Source organism: Mucilaginibacter sp. CSA2-8R (assembly GCF_038806765.1).
In the GTDB taxonomy this organism is placed as follows: Bacteria; Bacteroidota; Bacteroidia; order Sphingobacteriales; family Sphingobacteriaceae; genus Mucilaginibacter.
The window spans coordinates 1621862-1640940 of the sequence record NZ_CP152389.1 but is presented as its reverse complement, the minus strand read 5'-3'; the positions used below and the strand labels follow the sequence as shown (position 1 = coordinate 1640940).

Here is a 19079-nt window from a genome sequence, read left to right as displayed (position 1 = left end):
GTAATTTGGATAAAGCAAAATAGCAGCGTACAAATTTGCACGCTGCTACCCTATTGAATCTGATCTTAAGTCGCATTAAAATGTGATAATCATACGACTGCACAGCTACTGCCTTCGCTGGCATGCTGTGAAACAACAGCGTTGAAGACTATGCTACTAACGCTTTTTTCGATGAGCGAATGTCAAACTGAGCAGTACGACCAACAGCCAGTTTTTTCGATGAGCGAATGTCAAACTGAGCAGTACGACCAACAGCCAGTTTTTTCGATGAGCGAACGTCATAAATCACGCTGCGAAGGCCAACGCTGGTCATTGCAACAACAGCCACAATTGACAAAGTAATAATTTTTGTTTTCATGTTTTTTGAATTATAATATTATAAAGATATGGCTCTGTGTACTTTTTTAATTAAAATCGATGCTGGAATAACAGGCATCTTTTGCTGGAATTTTATGCTTTTTGCACCACCACTATGAAAATAATTTGCGGGGAGAACGGATATGTGCTGCGTTAAGACTGATATGATTTACCTAAGACGATAGGTGCACAAGAGAAGTTAGTATTTGCTTATTAAGCAACCACTATACTCCAACAATTGAATTCTCATCTTTTGATTAAAAGCTGTATAAAACTGAATTCAGACCATAGTGAGCTGCAATCAATATTTAAGAATTGGACAACAAACTTCTGTTGAGCAAATCGATACGTTTGCTGATTTGCGTAAGTTCACTTTGGATGTCTGCCAGATCACTCAATTGCAGGTCTGATACCACAAGCTGACCTGCATGGTTATCTTTTTGCACGCGCTTAACAAAAGCTGACAAAGAAATGTTATAATAGTTAAGCAACACAAAAAGCTTAGACATTGGGATTTCCCCGTCATCATGTTCCCAGCACGAATAAGTCCCCCTGCTGCAGCTAATAATATTTGCTACGTCTTGTTGACTCAGGTTAGATTCTTTACGGATGGACTGCAACACACTGCCAAATTTAATATTCATGATTCGAGGTTCAGTTAAAATAGCTTTTAGATAAGTATGTGCGCATCAAATCTTTAATTTTCGCTACCGGTACACAATTACAGGTCATCATTGCGCTAAGATGATATGGTAACTGATTATTTGTTGAGTTTAGGTTAACTACCAGCATATTAATTAAGCCGAGTGTCGGGCTATCCTCCGGTAGTTCTTTTAAGCTCCTCTTCGTTACCGGTTTGATGGGTCTTAGCAGCTTTAACTGTCGACTTCCCAAATTTATAGGTAAAAGTGACACGCACCATCCGAGTCTCCTCCTTGGCTACCTGATAAAAGGATATATTTGCATATTTCACCCTATTCCTGAAGTTGTTTGTGTTAAAAATGTCTGCCGCATTAAGTCTGATGCTTCCACTGTTGTTCCAAAGCTGCATACTCAAACCAGCGTTAACATATCCGTAAGATTTGAGCCGGTCAAGCCCGTTAACCACTGGAGATTCATAAAAACCGCTGAGCTCTGCTCTGATAGTTTTAGTGATGGTGAAGTGCTGATCTGCTGATAACATGATGTCCTGGCTACCTTGTTTAAAAGTGGTATAGATTGGATTCACCACATATCGCACATAGGATGCCGTAACATTAAAATCGGCTTTCCACCAGGCTGTAAACTCTGCCGGAGCATAAAACCGCATACCGTAATTATACACGTTACCCAAATTTACCTTTCTGGTATTAAACAACTTAGTGGTATCATTTTGCTGGTAAAGCGGAAATTCATAAGCATTACTCACGGTGTTGCTAAACAATGTAGCGGTAATAACATCTTTATAAGTATAGGATAATTCGAGGTTGTTGGTGTATTGAGGTCGCAGGTTAGGATTACCGGCGTCGTCATAATCATATAAATCGATGAAAATTCTGAACGGGTTTAAAAAAGAATAGCTGGGTCTTGAAATGCCCCGGTTATAACTCAACGAAAAATTATGCTTTGCGTTTAGTTTATAAACCAATAACGCATTGGGGAAAAAATTGAGGTAATTGTTTTTGATGACCTGGTGTGAGGTAATAGAATTTCCTTCGGTCACTGTCTGTTCAGCCCGCAAGCCTGCGGTCCACTCAACTTTGTCTCCCTTGTTCTCAAAATTTAAGTAAGCAGCGTTTACATTTTCGTGATAGATAAAATGATTACTGAAGGAGGGGTCGGTCTGATATACACCATTTACTAATGGCCCAAAATTTAAGTTGTTATCGCTTTTTACATTGCTATATTTTGCGCCGGCCTGTAAGGTGAGTACTTTGGAAAGGGGATTGACAAAATCAATTTTTGAGGTCCATACCTTAATATGAGCTGGTGATAAATTGCGTAGCAAAGAGTCGGGACGGAATATATCGCCTGTAGAATTGTAAAACCGATTGGTGATATACTCATTAGAAGAACGGACAAACGTGTTATAGTCAACATTTGCTGATAACGTGCCCCCCGCTTTATTGATCTTACCCGTATAATTTAAATTGTAGTTCATCTGGGTGATGTTCTTATCAATCACAGAATTAGCCACCACTGTTGAATCGAGCTTAGATTGGTTATAAACTTTCAGATTTATATTCTTTTGAACCGGATTATGCTGAAAATTACCCTTGATTAAAACGCCAATAGTATGATTAGGAGAAATGAAGTAATCAGCTCCTGCGTTAAAAGAATTACTAATAATCTTCCGCTTGGAATAATAATCAGTAACCAAAACACTCAGTAAATCATTATAATCAACATCCCTGTTTTGCTTTTTACTGATAAAACTTTCGTCATTTCTCAAGGTGTAGTTTCCAAAGACATTGAGCTTATCCGTCCTGTTATTAAAATTCACACCGGCATTGCTTTTATAATAGGTACCGTAGCCTGCTGTAGCGGTTGCCGAGCCGTTAAAGCCAATGTTTTTTCCCTTCTTTAAAATAATATTTACCACACCTGCACCCGCTGCATCATACCTGGCCGACCCGCTGGTTATTAATTCGATTCGATCAATTGTGCTTGACTGGATAGTTTTAAGAAAGTCTATAAGGTCCTCTCCCGATAAGTTGGTAGGCTTGCCATCCACCATAATTAAAGCGCTTTGTCTGCCTACCACGCTGATCGTATTTGAAACATCAACGCGCACACCCGGCGATTGCTTTAATATTTCAAATACAGAATTGCCATCCGCCATAATGCTGTTCTGAACGTTCAGAATAACTTTGCCGGGGCGTACTTCGATGGGTGGTTTTGAACTGACTACCTGCACTTCTTTCAATTGCCTGGAGTCCGCTTTCAAAATAACATCATCCGTTATAAGCGCCTTGCTTAAGGATAATGGGTAAGATTTGCTGTAGGCTTTAATGAAGCCCACAGCACTTACTAAAAGCAGGTAGTTACCGCTGCGCAAACCGGCAATCTGGAACCCTCCGGTTTTGCCTGTAATTGCAGAGGCGGCAACGGTAGAATCCTTTTGATTTAATAAAACAATGGTTGCCGCTTCAACAGGTTGCTGGTGTTCGTTAATAACTCTTCCAGAAATAGATGATGAATTTGTTTGAGCCAACAAATGAGTATGAGAAAGCAGTAAGAAAAAACAGATAAGACAACCAAACAGGATTTTAAAACCATACAGAAACTGATTATTAATTTCTTTTTGCTGGTAACGGCAGTCGGTGTAAATAGTAAAGCGTTCACAGCGGGCTGTGAATAAATTCTGATTACACAATATTTCTATGTCTACTCTGTTAGGCATTTATACTTATATATTAACGAAAATTTATTTCCTCAATTGGTCAAGGGCTTTTCTTTGAAGTGAAATCACTTTACTACGAAACCTTAGAAGGGTAAAAATGGCTTTTTCAACAAATCGTTAAGAGATGAAAAATAAGGGGAGTCATAAACCCATATTTTCACCCATTTTTTGGAAAACATATAGGTAGAAATACCTATTTGATCAAGCTAAGGCGATAACTGCTACCTAAATAAATATTTTTTAAGTAATATGGCTGAAAGTGATTGGCCAGTGTTTAGCTTTTAAGCGATTAATTACAGTGTTCTAACTCAAAATTTGCGCTGTGGATTGGTTTCCTTAAGTGCTTGACGATACGTCATCAGATAACTAATGAGTCATTTCACCAACTTAAATGATGGAAATTAAATAATTTGGCATTATCAATCATTCAGGAGGTTATTCTTAGTAAACATATACTCAGGTATTGAGGGTTTCAACATACCTCATCTTTGGGAATTGAGGCGTTATTCGGAACCTGCCCTGATCATTTATTGACAATATATCCGGAAATTTTAGGCAGTACCCGTCAAACAGCGCAGAGATCGGTTAATTGGTATCAGCATTGCATCCATGGAAAAATCTATCATTCATTCTATCATCTATGTGTGCAACGTTCCGCCGGTGATAGCAGGCTTAATGGCCCTGCGTGATTTTAAAAGAGCAGATCACAAATTATACTCGTTTAACCTGTTTCTGCTCTTTAACGCCTTTATCCAGGTTGCTCAACTGATTATACTGAATGTCACAAATAACTACCATTTGCTGATGTTCCATATTGATGTACCGATCGAATTTTTGTTGCTGGCACATTTTTACTACTCCTTCTTGAAACCCTATCTGGATAAGAAGATATATTTTACGCTGGTTGGTTTCTTTTTCATGCTTTCCATCTTTAACAGCATCTTTATACAGCCTGTAGATACATTTAACTCCTATGCACTGGTGGTCGAATCAACCCTTTTAATTATTTTGTCAGTATTTGCCTTTATGGTGCTATTAGACAGGCGCTCCGGAATGAAAACCTCAGCAACAGGCAAAACTTTTGAACTCATTAATTCGGGAATATTTGTCTATTATTCTGCAAGCTTGTTGATTTACTATTTCTCCAACTACTACCTTGCTCATCAAATAAACAAATCGCATACAAGCTTTATTAACATCACAGTAAGCTATATTTTTATACTTAACACTTTTTTGGCAGCATGTATGTTCAGCTGCTTCATCATAGCCATGTGTAAACACCGGAGAAACAATGGCACTAACTGATATCATTATACCGCTTACGATCATACTGTTTGCCATCGCTTTCGGGGTGGTATTGTTGTACCAAAATTTTCAAAGAAGCTTGGTGAAACTTGAACTGGAAAAGATTGCCATGGAAGCAAAGCAGCAGAATGAGCTTCTGCAAAACAGTATTATGGTGGAGGAGCAAGAACGCAAGCGCATTGCCCGGGATTTACATGATGACCTGGGTGCAACGATATCCATCATCAATATGAACTTAAAACTGATTAGGCAACAACAATGGCTGAACGAAAACCAAAGCCAGTACTTTTTAAGCATAGATAACATCATTGATTTATCTACCAGGGCAATTGACACCATAAGAAGTATCAGTCATCAATTGATGCCTACGCAACTGGAGCTGTTTGGATTGATGAAAACAGTTGTTGCACTAATAAAGGATATCAATCAATCCGGAAAGATCAAAGCCGAATTAATAATAAATCACGAATGGCCTGATGTAAAATGGGAGGTCGCATTAGGAGCTTACCGGATCATCATGGAACTAATTAACAATACGATTAAACACGCAAACGCCAGCCATATACTATTATCATTTGCTCGCGACAAGCAAAGTTTACTGATTCACTTTGAGGATGATGGTATAGGTTTTCAAAATGACGAGGAAAACAAGGCAGGACTTGGCCTCACTAATATGGAAGCAAGGGCTCAGGGAATGCATGGGCACTTTACTTATGGTAATGGAGCCGAAAAAGGCATTAAGGCAATCGTTAGTATACCTGTTGACCTTGCCATAAAACCGCAAACTGATAGCAATGTCTAAAAATATAAGCATAGGAATTGTAGAAGATCAGTTCCTGTTTAGAGAGGGTATCAAATCCATACTGAACAGTTGGAGCAACTTTGAAGTTATGTTCGAGAGCTCGGACGGATTTTCGGTGATCGGGAAACTTGATTCTGCCGTTAACTTGCCGGATCTACTGCTGGTCGACCTATCATTGCCCCCGCTTGGTAAAAAAGAATACAGCGGCCTGCACCTGACCAAGGAATTAGCTGAAAAATTTCCCAACATCAAAGTGCTGGTACTTTCGGTCCATAATGACGAGAATTACATGGCTGAACTGATTAAGAACGGGGCGCATGGTTACCTGTCCAAAGATTGTGACCCGCAAGAACTGTATCGGGCTATAGTCAACATACACGAGAGCGGCAGTTACATTAACAGCACAGTTCTGAAAGCAATTCATGACAGCATGGGAAAAAAGGCAAGGACTACTAAAAGCCTGATGTCTTTTCTCTCTCCGCGCGAAGAGGAAGTGCTCAAATTAACCTGTCAGCAATACACTGCCGAGGAAATAGCTGAAAAACTCTTCATCAGCGTAAAAACTGTAAATGGCCACCGTAACAGTTTGTTATTAAAAACCGGATCACGCAATGTCACCGGATTGGTACTGTTTGCTATCAGAAACCAGATTGTACAGTTGTAAGCCTCTCTATTACACTGCTTTCATATTATAGCGCATAAAAGTTTATTCAGTAATACAATAGAGCATCGATATACGCAAATGCTACTTCAATACAATTACTACTTATCCAAATATTTTTCTAACGCCAGAATCGTAATTTCTTTAAGAGATAATTCTTCTTCTATGCCATGAGTTTTCATTTTTTTAAGCAGCTTTCGCGGTATCCATACATTAAGTTGTCCTTCCGGCTCTTTCGCCGTGGCCTGCGCCTTTACTGGTGCGACTTCCTGGATGGGCGTCTTGGGCTCTTCCTTTTTGAGTTTATCTGCTAAATTACCCAGTTTACTTTTATAATCTGCCATGCTGAAATTTTGTATTTATGCATTTACAAAAATGCATAAATCTAATTTTATGTACTAATACTATCTACAATTTCTTCAGCTAAGCTGGTAATCTCTTCCTTTGCCTTACTGTCAACCCCGCCTAACACACCGCCGGTAATCGGTGATCGAGTGAAACTCACCCGGTCATGAATCATGGTTTGCAACACCGGAGTATCGAAGCTTTGCAACAAATGCTTAACTTCTTGGGTCACCCCGGAGCGTGGCTTGATCATATTCAAAACAATACCTGCTTTTAATTGAGGTTGTTTAGCCTGCGCCTGCTTTACCAGTGCCAGTGTTGAGCGGATAGCCATGACATCAAAGAAGCCTGCTTTGGTCGGAATCAATACATAGTCGGAAATCAAAAAAAGTTCGGGCAACCGGTTTGATAAATAGGGCGGTGTATCTATAACAATCAATTCTTGTTCAGCAGACTTGATACGCTCAAAGTTATCTTCCTGCATTACGGTGAGTCCGGGTAGATTTTCCCTTAGATCTGCAATACTACCTTGCAAATCGGTATCTACTAAGGCCACGCTTAACTGGTCTTGAAAGCAGACTGCCAGATTCATGGCTAAGGTACTCTTACCTACCCCGCCTTTCTGATGAGCTACCGTTATAATTTTTCCCATGCACAAATATAGTACGTCCAAGTTAATTAAATATGCATAAATACATATCTATGCATTTATGCATAGATATGTATTAGTTCCTCTATAAGTTAATTAATTGGCTTTCAGATAGAAATAGCATTTTATTATTTGATAAGCCGGCGGCATATCAAATAATAAAATGCTATTAACAGCCGATCTGATAATTAATGAGCGATAATGAGCAAACCGAGTATACCAAAAAAATATGTAGTCAAAACGAGCAATGAATCTATTCCCATATTTAGTATAAGCTTTCGAGGACGGAATATCATACCACAGATGTAAATTGCAGTTAATATAATAGCCAAGCTCGTCAAGAAGATGTCTGTATTTTGTGCCTGTGGCAGAGGTGCTTTACCTGACAACAGCGCAGCTAGTAAAAACAACACAGGTAAAAATGCATTTCCACCAAAAATATCGCTCATGGCCATTTTGTAATCACCCATTTTAACCGAAGTTAAACCAGTTGAAATTTCGGGCAAAGAGGTAGCCAGTGCAAGTACCGTGGCACCAAAGACCACCCCGCCCATATGAATTTGTTTAGCAATAGCATCTCCACTTTCTTCAAGGGCCACTCCCGCTACCAACGTAATCAGCGCACAGACGAAAAAGAGCATGCTTACCTTACCAGTACTTGTAGCTTTAGCCCGCTGATCTTTTTTAGCCTTTGCATGTCCTTTTAATTGCTTTTGACTATCCGGCGCATGCCCCTGCTCAACCCAAGGCAAATCCTGGTTAGCCTTATTAATCAACCAAAGACTGACGATCCAAATAATAGCGATCAATAAGCTTGCTGGAGGGAAACGCAGAAAAATCAAGTTAGCAGGCAATTGGTGACCGAGTATTACAACTGCTAAGATTGTCACCACGGATAACGCTTCCAGGATTAGGGACATCGAAGCAGCTTTAAAGCTGAGCGCACCGGCCTTACCTAGTCCAAACGCATCCAAAATGACGAGCACCACCGTTTGAATGGCAATACCGCCAAGAATATTACCAATAGCAATGCCTAAGTTACCTTTTAAAGCGGCACTTACGGTGATTGCAATTTCGGGTAAATTGGTAACCACAGCGAGAATTATCGCTCCTCCCAGTGCTTCACCGAGGCCCAATCGGGCTGAAAGGATATCTGTGGTATCCGACAACTTGACGCCTGCTAACCAAATGGCTACAGCAGCTGCAATAAAGATGCCCAAAAGTACAGGTAAGGAAAGCGCAGACAAGTCCATTCATTAAAATTAATGAGAACATAACAAGCAGGCCGCACTAAAGTTAAGACTAATTAGAACTTAAGTTACATTACTTCTGTTCAGCACGGGCCTGCACATCCTCCTCACCGGCTGATGCTTTCTTCTCGTCCTTCATCTCTTTAGATAAGAAGAAATTTAGCCCGGTACGAATAACAGCTATGGCTCCCAACTTACCTATTTCTTGCCAACTCGGCGCAATAGCTGTGGACAAGATGTCTGCTCCCAGTTGAAATTCTAACGCTAAAGCCAGGTAACGTGCAAGCGTAAGCCGGATAGCATTGAAATCAGTTTCTTGGCCTACCGTAAGCGCCTTGACAAAACGAAAAAGAGATATCACTGAGCCAATTCCTATGGCGACAGCGCCGGTAATCTCGACGCCAAGCCTAAGCCATTGTACCAGGGACATAACCAAATTTTCTACGGATGGATTGTGAGTCATCAGAAAGGCAAATTAAAGTTGATTGAGCGGGTCAGCCGGGACACGTCTGTTAATAAGCCATACCGACACCTTTTGCAAGACAATTAGAATAACTAATAAAGCCAGCGCAATCAAAAAAAGTGGCAACGTCTTACCTGTTTCAAAGGCAAAGGTCAGTGCTGTCGAAACCGCTGGTGGATGCATTATATTCAACAGTATCATCAAGGCAATAGCCATGACCATAGCAGTCATCGCAGACGTATAACCAGGCCCAATCACCTTGAGTACGCCAAAGCCTACTAAAGCTGCCGACACCTGCGCCATCGTCAAGGTGTATATGCTATTACTCGGCAGGTGAGGGTCCAGGTAGATTAAGAAAGCACTTGAGGCCAGAGAAGCAAAGAGCAGGTGTTGTTTGCTGTAAGTCTCCAGTAGAAATAAAACCATCGCCATTGTCAGTGTAGGTAGCAATGCTAAATAAATTTCTGTCTTCAGGTCATACCGGGTTCGCATTTAACTACAAGATACCTGCTCCCAAATTGTTTCATCAGATTCAATCGCATATTAACTAAATGTACACGCCAGACAGTGTATAAAAACACAGCTACCCGATACCTTTCTTTGCAGGCAAGTGTCTTTAAGGCAGCACATGCAATAACTGAGGTACTCTTGACTAATTAAATGATTAGCAGCAGCCGTTGGCTGCTTTATATTATTAGCCCCTCCAGGCCAAAGAGGATCAAAATTACCACCGAATGGTTTATCATCGGCCAAAGTATATTAAACAACGCGTATTGCTCTAACGCTATTGATGTATTTCTATAGTATACAGTCTACTTTTCGGTGCGTCACATCATTTCGTTTTACTCGGCTGTATCTTGATGATTGATAACCGGAAAGAGCAAATCTGTTGGTTTATATAAAACAACAGATTTGCTCTTTTGCAAAACAAAGAGTCATGTCTGCTGATTTTGATCTACTTGCTCGGCGTATTGCCTTTTTAAATACTCATGATTGTAGTAGAAAACTCATCCAACCTTCGTAAAACGGGGTTGTACCTTTATCCCATGAGTGCTTGGAAGGTAATATTGGAGATTTTTACATGATGAGTTTTACGGAACTTCTATGACTCTCCTTGTATCTGGCCGATTAGAGCTTTCATTCGATTTAACAATCTACCAAATCATTTTAGATTTCCTAGAGTGAGAATCTTTGCCCCCATAACTACTTTTTGTTTTACTATTGAATAACAAATGGATTTTTAACAAAAGGTTTAGCTGATTGACGAACATTAAATCTGATGGGCGAATATAAAACAGAAAACCCTGTAAATTACACATTTACAGGGTTTTAACTTGAGTTGGTACTCTCTTTTGTGTGGTATCAGCTGGAATCGAACCAGCGACACAAGGATTTTCAGTCCTTTGCTCTACCGACTGAGCTATGATACCTTTCCGTTTTTCGGTCTGCAAATGTAGCCCGATTTTTTGTTTTGCAAAATTTATTTTGAATATATTTTGTTTATTGACTCGCTTTACGCGTTAACTACCTGATAGTCATTTAAATTATTTTAGCAAAAATTCAACAAGCCCTGCACTTAATGCGCTTTCAAGAACGTTAAAGCCTTTTTAAGACTGTCTATCTGTTCCGCACTTACATTCCGCACCGGAATTTTAAGTATAGTACTCATCGAATCTACATTTCCTTTAGGGTCATTGTACGTTTGCACAATGATATCATCAGCCTGGGTCTTGATCTGCACAATGCCCCTATTATGATCGCCAATGTAACTCAAATCCTGAAAGCGATGGATATTAAAAGAAAAGTATGCCTGCCGACCTTTGAAATAAATCTTTTTAAATCGCATAAAATTATCTGGCGTTACATAAAACTGCCAACCAGTAATCTTACCCTCATCTGTAGGATCGAAGCCTTTGTAAAGGCAACGGCTGCTAAAATCGATAGCGCTGATTTTATCAAATTCGACCGTAAAACTTAAACTTAATGCTGCGCAAAAGGCAATTACAGCACATATTTTAAATAAATTCATTTTTACGAAAGCTGATTTGAACATGACAATAATAACTCACTCTCTAATTCACAAATTGCATACTTTTGTGGATGCAAGTTTCCGAGAATTCAAGAGTGTGGATTTATCAATCTGACAAGGAGTTAACGACAGCGCAGACGCAAAAGTTACAACAACAGTTAAATAATTTTACCCAGAGCTGGACGGCCCATAATCATCAACTCAAAGCTGCAGCGATGGTTAAATATAACCGCTTCATTATTTTATTGGTTGATGAAAGCCAAGCCGGTGCTACGGGCTGCTCCATTGATAAATCAGTCCACCTGATGAAGCAATTAGAGCAAGAGTATCAAATCAACTTATTCGACCGCTTTAACCTGGCCTACCAAACGGCGTCTGGCATTGCTTCGGCACCACGTGCGCAATTCGAAGAGCTAATTAAAGCCGGGGTGATTGATGAGAATACTATAGTATTTAACAACATGGTACAAACGCTTGCCGAATTGCAAACCAAGTGGGAAGTTCCTTTAAAAAACAGCTGGCATATGCAGCTGTTTGGCGGCTTATTGGTGAGCCAGTTATAAAACCCTGTTTGATTTTTAAAGACTTTGATAATTAAAAAAGCCCTACTGTAATTAATATACAGGAGGGCTTTTAAATTATATCAGCTGGGATTATTAGTAACCAGGATTTTGAGTATATAATCCAGGCGTTGTGTTTAATTCTCGCTGAGGAATCGGATAAATTACATAGTTAGCGGTAGCTGTATTGATTCTCTTTTGAGTGTCTTCTTTAGCGATCCATGCATTCATGATGGTTACCAAATTGCCGCTCCTTTGTAAATCAAACCAACGCGAACCTTCGTCGGCAAACTCCCTGCGGCGTTCCTCAAATAATTGCGGCAGTGTAACACCCGTTACAGCGGCTAATCCGGCCCGCGTTCTAACCTGATTTACAATAGCATCAACGTCTGCTTGTGAACCAGGAGCACCGCGTAAAATACATTCAGCTTTAAGCATTAAGATGTCGGTGTAACGCAGAGCAATAAAATTGATGGCCCAATCAAACCGGCTCGTCGTTGGTATCCTGGTTATATCCAAATACTTTTTAAAGAACGGACGTGTTTCGGTATTACCGGAGAAAGTGTATCCTGCTGTGTTTATGGTAAACGCTTTGCGCACATCATTGGCAGCATAACTATTCACCAAATCATTTGAAACAGGTATTATTTCCAGGCTGCCGTTGGCTACCGTATTAGAGCCAAGTGACGAAAAATAAGTATTTGGAGCTAAAACCCAAGGAAATGACGCGCCATACAAATCATTTGACCCACTTATACCACTGGTATACATTACGTCAAAAATAGCTTCCTTGTTTACGGTTGGGCTTTGATTGGTATATGAAAATACATTAGCAAAGTTAGTATTAAAGGCAAAACCCCCGTTGGTTATAATATCATTTAACAGAGGCAATGCCAAATTCCATTCGTTTACACCAAGGCCAGGGCCTTCAATGCCATAAGTTGCACCAGAACGGGCCATGTAAACCTGCGCTAAAACACCTTCGGCAGCCCATTTAGTTGCACGCCCAACATCAGTTCCTGTATAAGTTGCAGGCAAATTAGCCATGGCGTACTGCAGGTCTGCAATGATGAATTTGTAAACGTCATCTACCGGGCTACGACCTATAGTAATAGCTTCGTTAACAGTAACCGCATGATCAATGATAGGTAATTTGCCAAAGTACCTAATCAGGTCGAAGTAGTAAAATGCACGTAAAAAACGAGCTTCGGCCTGTAATCTTGTTGCCAAAGTTTCGGAGTTGATAACACTTCCGTTTGAGGCAATTTGATTGAGCACCGTGTTAGCTTTAAAAACACCGTTAAAGTCGGTTGTCCACGCCTCATCGATATAAGTATTGGCTGCTATACCCGGTGACAGGTTATTGATAGGATCCCAATCGCGTACCGTAACTGAAACGCCATAAATATTGTCGGACCTAATTTCAGAAAGGTTAAGTAACCTGTTTGGGTAATTATGTAAAGATGAGTATATAGCGTTGGTTCCTTGTACAAAATCAAGCGGAGACTTATAAAAGGTTGCCGTAGTTGATGATGATATAGGCAGCTGATCTAACTGCTTTTTACAAGAAGCAGTTAGCAAAAAAGAAGCTATAGTTGATAGAAAAAGTATCTTTTTCATGTTAACAATTTTGGAAGATTAGAAAGTAACGTTAAATCCGACAATTAGTGATTTAGCCAATGGCAAACCGCCGTAATCGCCAGACTGAGGATAGGCACTGTTGGAGCTTATTGCCGTATTTGCAGCTTCAGGATTTAAACCTCCGTAATATTTATCATGACCGAAGAAATTTTCGGCAGATACATATATCCGGGCGCCTTGTATGGCTTTTGATGTTTTAAACAGATCTTTTAAGTTATACCCTAAAGTGATGTTTCTAACTCTTACATAATCTGATGAGTATAACCAGTCTGTATTAGCTACAAAGCCAAAAGTAGAATATGCTTTACTTACACGTCCGGCACCCGGATTGTCAGGTGATCTCCAACGATCGGTGTAAAACGCCGGTGCATTGTCGGTAAAACCCTGGCCTGTACGGGTAATAGCACGGCCTAATAATGAGTAAATAGAGCCGCCGTTTTGTCCCTGTACTAATACACTTAAATCAAAGCCTTTGAAACGGAATGTGTTGGTAACGCCCCAGGTATAATTAGGATTGGGATGACCTACAATTTGCTTGTCTGCCTCTGTGATTACACCATCACCATTTAAATCCTGATATTTTGGATCACCAACAGTTTCGCCGGTATTATAAGTAGCTACCTTGTTATTAATGTCGGCTTGTGTTAAAATGCCAATCTGTTTAACTACGTAAATGCTGTTTATAGGCGAGCCTACGCGTAAAATGTTATCTGAAACATCAAAAGAGTTTGGAATAATAATTTGCGATTGGTTACCAAACAGCGATACAATTTTATTGCTGTTATGGCTTATATTAAGAGTTGTACTCCATTGAAATTTATTAACCAGGTTACGCGTGTTGATTTGCAATTCCTGACCAATATTTCTTACTGAACCTGCATTGCTTAAGTATTGAGTAAAACCGGTTACTGCCGGAATTGGCACTTGTAATAGCAATTGGGTATTAAGTTTATTATAGTAATCAAATGATCCTGTGATGCGGTTTTTTAAGAAACCGAAATCAACACCCAGATCATACGTTTGTGATTTTTCCCATTGCAAATCCGGGTTAGCTACCACGTTGGGGGCTTGTCCGTTAGCTAAAGCAGGCGTGGCGCCCAAAACGTACCCAGCAAGGCCAATGGTAGCTATACTGCCGTAATTTGGTATGTTGTTACTGCCGTTTACACCATAGCTAAAACGCAACTTCAAGTCGCTGATGGCCGATACCGGCTTCATAAAGTCTTCCTGAGTTACTCTCCAGGCCACAGATGCCGAAGGGAATATACCATACTTTGTATTCGCACCAAATCTTGACGATCCGTCTTCGCGTAAACTGGCTGATAACAAATATTTATCTGCAAACGAGTATTGAACACGGCTAAAATAAGACACCAGTATACTTTGCTGGCTGCTTGTACTGCCAGATGAATTTGCTCCGGCGTTTACGGTTTGTATAGAAGCACTGGTAAGCCCGCCAACTGAAGCTGCCGAAGCCTGGTCTAAACGGTCTACATTATATGATTGACCTAATAATACACTTAAGCTGTGTACTTTATTAAATGTTTTGTTGTAATTCAGCGTATTCTCATTAACAAACGTCAGCCTCTTATAACTGCTGTATGATGCTGATGAGTTAGCGTACAGGTTATTATTGGTTGCCGGGTTGTAAATACGCGCGGCAACGTTACCTGCAACGGTATAAGGCGTATAACCTCTTGAATTATTATCAGTGTTATCGAGGTTTAATGAACTTCTGAAAGTCAAATCAGGAATAATTTGATACTCTGCATAAAGTGAGGTTAGTGTACGGAACCTTTTAGTTTCGCCTACAATATTTTCTAATTTGGCCACTGGGCTGTTAGTAGTATTGCTCCATGCATATTGAGGGTTGGCAAAAGCATTAGGGTATAAACCCGAGCTGCTTTCCTGTATTGGAGTCATACTCAAAGCCTGATGAAAAATATTATCTTTTCCTTCTACGCCTGGGTCATTGGTTATTGAATAGGTTGGAGCGATATTGATGCCTGCTTTCAGTTTTTTAGATGCCGTTACTTCAACATTTGCACGGGCAGAATATGCTTTGTATCCAAGGCTTTTTACAAAGCCGTTTTGATCAGCGTAGTTACCCGAGATGAAGTACTTTACATTATCGGTACCGCCACTTGCCGACAACTGATGATTTTGAACAAACCCGTTTTGTTCAATTTCTTTTTGCCAGTCAATAGACTCTAAACCCGGATGGCCTGCTACAGCCCATCGCGGATCAAGCATATAGCCCGTGTTATACTGCCCGGTCTGTATCTGGCTGCCCGCAGCTAATGTACTATTAATGATAGCGCGGCGTTGCTCGTAAGTATCATTAGCTGTTGCACCATTAGCAGCAAACCTAAGCACGTAAGCAGCATTAATCATCTCAGTAGCCCTATCAATCCATTGGTCGCCATTCAGCATTTTAAGTTTTTTGGCCGGGGCGTTATAACCCACATAAGCGTTGTAGCTGATTTGTGGTTTTCCGGTTTTACCCCGTTTGGTAGTAATCAAAACTACACCGTTAGACGCCCTTGAACCGTAAATGGCAGCAGCAGCAGCATCTTTCAGCACTTCTATATTTTCAATATCATTTGGGTTAATATTATCCAAGGGGTTACCTGTTGAAAAGCTACCGTTAGTTCCAGGAGCTGATACCGACAAAGGGAAACCATCAATAACATATAATGGCTCATTGCCGGCACTGATAGAGCCACTACCGCGCACCTGCACGCTAAATGCCTTACCGGGTACACCAGTGGTTTGTTTTACTACCACACCTGCCAATTGGCCAACCAGGGCCTGGTCAACACGCGTTATAGGACGCTCCTGTAAATTATCTGCTTTTAAACTTGCTACCGATCCGCTCACGTTGCTTCTTTTCTGAGTTCCGTAGCCAATAACTACCACATCTGTAAGCTGCTTACTATCCTTAGCAAACTTAATATTGATCACCGGATTGTCGCCTACTGTAGCTTGCTGGTCAGCGTATCCTAAAAGTTTAAATATTAGCACATCGCCTTTGGTAGCTTTAATACTGTATTTACCGTTCACATCTGCCGCTGTACCACCGGCCTTATTTCTGATGGTAACGGTTGTTCCGGGCACCGTTTCGCCGGTATCATCCGTCACGGTACCAGTTATGGTAATCTGCTGGGCCAATGCTGTACCTATGCTCAACAAGCATATCACCAGCATCAAACCTACTCTCTTGCCATTAAAATAATGGAGTAAATTATTCATCATAAACTTTAAATTAATCGGCGCTGCTATACATGCAGCTTTAACTATTGGTTTGCTCAATATTAGCTAATCAATGCCCGGTTAGTGTCCTGAGCTATCCTGACTGTAATATTTTTATTACGATCATTAATTTTTTATAAGAACTTTAAGATGATGTTAAAGAATTAGACATTTTGCTACCGACTTGTAAATAGAAAGAAGCCAATAAGTGTAATATTGAAATTTAATAGCCGCATTTCGACTAAATTAGTACCGGTTTACCATTTAATTTAGGATAATGCTAAAAGCCTTTAGCTTTGACCGAGTCAGGTTTTGCCAGTATATTTTGAATTACGTATAGTGTAAACCGCAACTACGCATAACAACTACTTTAACATCTCAAAACTTATTACTCCTGCGTGTTGTTAAATTTTTAATAGCCGATAGAGGAGTCTAATTCAAAACAGATAGGATGAGTAATGATTAAGTACAAATGGGTTAAAGTTGGATTAATAACCATTGCAACTATTGTACTTACCATTGTTTTAGCTGGCTTTATCGTAACCTGGTGGTTTAGTCCTATCTTATCTAAAAAACTAAATCAAGTTGTACAAAAAGCATCTGATGGTCTTTACCATGTAGAGTTTGCTGGTGCCAGCATCAATTTATTGCAAGGACAGATCATGCTTAACCAGGTCCAGCTAAAGTTCGACAGCAGCACCTATCATCAGCAACAACAAATGCACACGGCGCCTAACCAGGTTTATCAGTTACAAGTAAAACGCTTAGAGCTTAACCACGTTCACCTCATCACTTTATGGTTAAGGCATAAACTCATTATAGGCGACATCATTTTAAACGCTCCCAACGTCAGGGTACTTGCCAAACCCGATCCACTAAAAGCCACCAAGCCAAAAGACAACCGTACACTTTACGAGCAGCTGTCTAAATCGCTTAAGCTAGTACAGGTAGGTAACATTGCCTTGAACCAGATTAAGCTGCGGTACGAAAACCATGAAACAGCCAAACCGGCTATTACAGCTTTTAAAGAGTTGAATATTAAAGCAACAGATTTACTAATTGATTCGGCTACCCAGTATAATAAGCAACGCTTTTTGTTTTGCCGAAATATGGATATAGAACTTCAGCACTACAGAGGCCGCACTGCGCACGCGCTGTATGGCTACCAAGCTAAATCCATTAAATTCTCTACACAAACCCGGCAGCTACAGGTTGATTCGTTAACCTTGACACCGTTATACACCCCGGCAGCTTTTTTTAGTAAAACTTATGAAGACCGGTTTGTGATTACTGCCCGTAAGTTATTGCTTAACCATTTTGACTTTAATCTTTTTGACAAAAGCCGTAAAGTGAAAGCCAAAAGCGTTATACTCAATAACGGACAAATTAAAGTGTTCAGTAATCCGCGTATCAACCCCAAAAGTTTCTCGCAAGACAAGGCCTTTACATTCCCAAACCAGTCGCTACGCTCCATCCCCTTTAAACTTGACGTTGACAGCATCATCGTAAAAAACTACGATGTTATTTATACAGAGCACAACACCCAAACCAAGGGTACTGGCACTTTAAGTTTTAACCGGATTAACGGGCATATGACCAACGTAACCACCGACGCCAATGCTTTAAAAAAGAACCATTATAGCAAAGCTTCGTTTAATGCTCATTTTTTGAACCATGCCCCCATGCGGGTAAATTTTGCTTTTAACCTGGTTGATAGCTTGTATTCGTATAGCTATAATGGATGGGCAGGCCCCATCGCCATGCCAAGCGTTAACCAGGCCACGGTTCCATTGGCTTCGCTTAAAATACAATCGGGTGTAGCTAAGCGGCTGGCATTTGCCTTTAAGGCCAACCGCAGCACGGCTACCGGGCAGGTTACCTTATTGTATAATGATTTAAAGATACAGCTGTTAAAAGCAGATACGGCCAGCTTAAAAATGCGTAAGCTTGCCTTAGTTTCCTTACTGGCAAATACGCTCATCCTTAAAAATAATAATCCCGACCAACCGGGCCAGCAGCCACGTACAGCCCATGTGGTTTACCAGCGGCCTAAGAATTACCCGTTTTTTGCTACGCTATGGCGCACCTTGCTTATGGGCATTAAACCCTGCGCCGGTTTGGATTTTAAAACACAGCGCGACGCTGACATTAAACTATCCAAAAAGGAAAAAAAGAAGTTTTTTAAGAAGCAGAAAAAGGAAGCCAAAAAGAAGCGTAAAGAAGAAAAGCACCGTTTAAAAGAATTGGAAAAAGCACGTAAAAAAGCGCTAAAGCAATAGTTGGAACCGCACCGGCTTTGGTGCGATCTTAAAAGTTAACTTTGCCCTAATGTATAATTGGTATAATTGCCTTGTTAACTAAGTAAATACGTTTAATAATCTCG

General features: G+C 40.3%; 16 protein-coding genes and 1 tRNA gene. 5 read left to right on the top strand and 12 right to left on the bottom strand.

Annotated elements, in window-relative coordinates:
* Positions 1-148 precede the first annotated feature (148 nt).
* From AAGR14_RS07165 to AAGR14_RS07155, 3 genes are all read right to left on the bottom strand, one after another.
* Positions 149-358, bottom strand: coding sequence for a hypothetical protein (locus tag AAGR14_RS07165; protein ID WP_342647909.1), 210 nt, complete (start codon positions 356-358; stop codon positions 149-151).
* 307 nt (positions 359-665) lie between these two features.
* A complete protein-coding gene (locus tag AAGR14_RS07160; RefSeq protein WP_342647908.1) occupies positions 666-1001 on the bottom strand; it encodes a helix-turn-helix transcriptional regulator in 336 nt (111 codons plus the stop codon).
* Positions 1002-1171: 170 nt separating this feature from the next.
* Complete coding sequence (locus tag AAGR14_RS07155; RefSeq protein WP_342647907.1) at positions 1172-3550, bottom strand: TonB-dependent receptor; 2379 nt, start codon at positions 3548-3550, stop codon at positions 1172-1174.
* Between the two features lie 798 nt (positions 3551-4348).
* Between AAGR14_RS07155 and AAGR14_RS07150 the strand changes: the two genes are divergently transcribed.
* From AAGR14_RS07150 to AAGR14_RS07140, 3 genes are read left to right on the top strand one after another with little or no spacing between them, the layout of a single operon-like run.
* Positions 4349-5044 carry a hypothetical protein gene (locus tag AAGR14_RS07150; protein WP_342647906.1) on the top strand — a complete coding sequence of 232 codons (696 nt, stop codon included), beginning with the start codon at positions 4349-4351 and terminating at the stop codon, positions 5042-5044.
* Positions 5031-5846 (top strand): histidine kinase, encoded by an 816-nt coding sequence (locus AAGR14_RS07145; RefSeq protein WP_342647905.1) that lies wholly within the window; start codon positions 5031-5033, stop codon positions 5844-5846. The genes AAGR14_RS07150 and AAGR14_RS07145 overlap by 14 nt, the downstream gene beginning before the upstream one ends.
* Entirely contained in the window at positions 5839-6510 is a 672-nt protein-coding gene (locus AAGR14_RS07140; RefSeq protein ID WP_342647904.1) for a response regulator transcription factor, read from the top strand. The genes AAGR14_RS07145 and AAGR14_RS07140 overlap by 8 nt, the downstream gene beginning before the upstream one ends.
* A 98-nt stretch (positions 6511-6608) precedes the next feature.
* Here the strand turns inward: AAGR14_RS07140 and AAGR14_RS07135 are convergent, their stop codons facing one another.
* The 7 genes from AAGR14_RS07135 to AAGR14_RS07105 all read right to left on the bottom strand — a co-directional run bounded on the left by AAGR14_RS07135 (position 6609) and on the right by AAGR14_RS07105 (position 11243).
* Positions 6609-6851, bottom strand: coding sequence for a hypothetical protein (locus AAGR14_RS07135; protein ID WP_342647903.1), 243 nt, complete (start codon positions 6849-6851; stop codon positions 6609-6611).
* Between the two features lie 47 nt (positions 6852-6898).
* Complete coding sequence (locus AAGR14_RS07130; protein ID WP_342647902.1) at positions 6899-7504, bottom strand: ParA family protein; 606 nt, start codon at positions 7502-7504, stop codon at positions 6899-6901.
* 185 nt (positions 7505-7689) lie between these two features.
* Entirely contained in the window at positions 7690-8754 is a 1065-nt protein-coding gene (locus tag AAGR14_RS07125) for a hypothetical protein (protein ID WP_342647901.1), read from the bottom strand.
* A 70-nt stretch (positions 8755-8824) separates the two neighbouring features.
* Positions 8825-9181 carry a DUF1622 domain-containing protein gene (locus AAGR14_RS07120; protein ID WP_342648682.1) on the bottom strand — a complete coding sequence of 119 codons (357 nt, stop codon included), beginning with the start codon at positions 9179-9181 and terminating at the stop codon, positions 8825-8827.
* Positions 9182-9226: 45 nt separating this feature from the next.
* Positions 9227-9706, bottom strand: a complete 480-nt coding sequence (locus AAGR14_RS07115; protein WP_342647900.1) for an HPP family protein — start codon at positions 9704-9706, stop codon at positions 9227-9229.
* Positions 9707-10571: 865 nt separating this feature from the next.
* Positions 10572-10644: transfer RNA gene (locus AAGR14_RS07110), tRNA-Phe, on the bottom strand.
* A 146-nt stretch (positions 10645-10790) separates the two neighbouring features.
* A complete protein-coding gene (locus AAGR14_RS07105; protein ID WP_342647899.1) occupies positions 10791-11243 on the bottom strand; it encodes a hypothetical protein in 453 nt (150 codons plus the stop codon).
* A gap of 71 nt (positions 11244-11314) precedes the next feature.
* On the opposite strand from AAGR14_RS07105, the gene AAGR14_RS07100 reads away from it, so the two are divergent.
* Positions 11315-11806 (top strand): ABC transporter ATPase, encoded by a 492-nt coding sequence (locus tag AAGR14_RS07100; RefSeq protein WP_342647898.1) that lies wholly within the window; start codon positions 11315-11317, stop codon positions 11804-11806.
* 93 nt (positions 11807-11899) lie between these two features.
* Here AAGR14_RS07100 and AAGR14_RS07095 read toward each other — a convergent pair whose 3' ends face one another.
* Positions 11900-13423 (bottom strand): RagB/SusD family nutrient uptake outer membrane protein, encoded by a 1524-nt coding sequence (locus AAGR14_RS07095; protein ID WP_342647897.1) that lies wholly within the window; start codon positions 13421-13423, stop codon positions 11900-11902.
* A gap of 18 nt (positions 13424-13441) precedes the next feature.
* Positions 13442-16699, bottom strand: coding sequence for a TonB-dependent receptor (locus tag AAGR14_RS07090; RefSeq protein WP_342647896.1), 3258 nt, complete (start codon positions 16697-16699; stop codon positions 13442-13444).
* A gap of 455 nt (positions 16700-17154) precedes the next feature.
* On the opposite strand from AAGR14_RS07090, the gene AAGR14_RS07085 reads away from it, so the two are divergent.
* On the top strand, positions 17155-18975 hold the full coding sequence (locus tag AAGR14_RS07085; RefSeq protein WP_342647895.1) for a hypothetical protein: 1821 nt from the start codon (positions 17155-17157) through the stop codon (positions 18973-18975).
* The last annotated feature ends 104 nt before the right edge of the window (positions 18976-19079 follow it).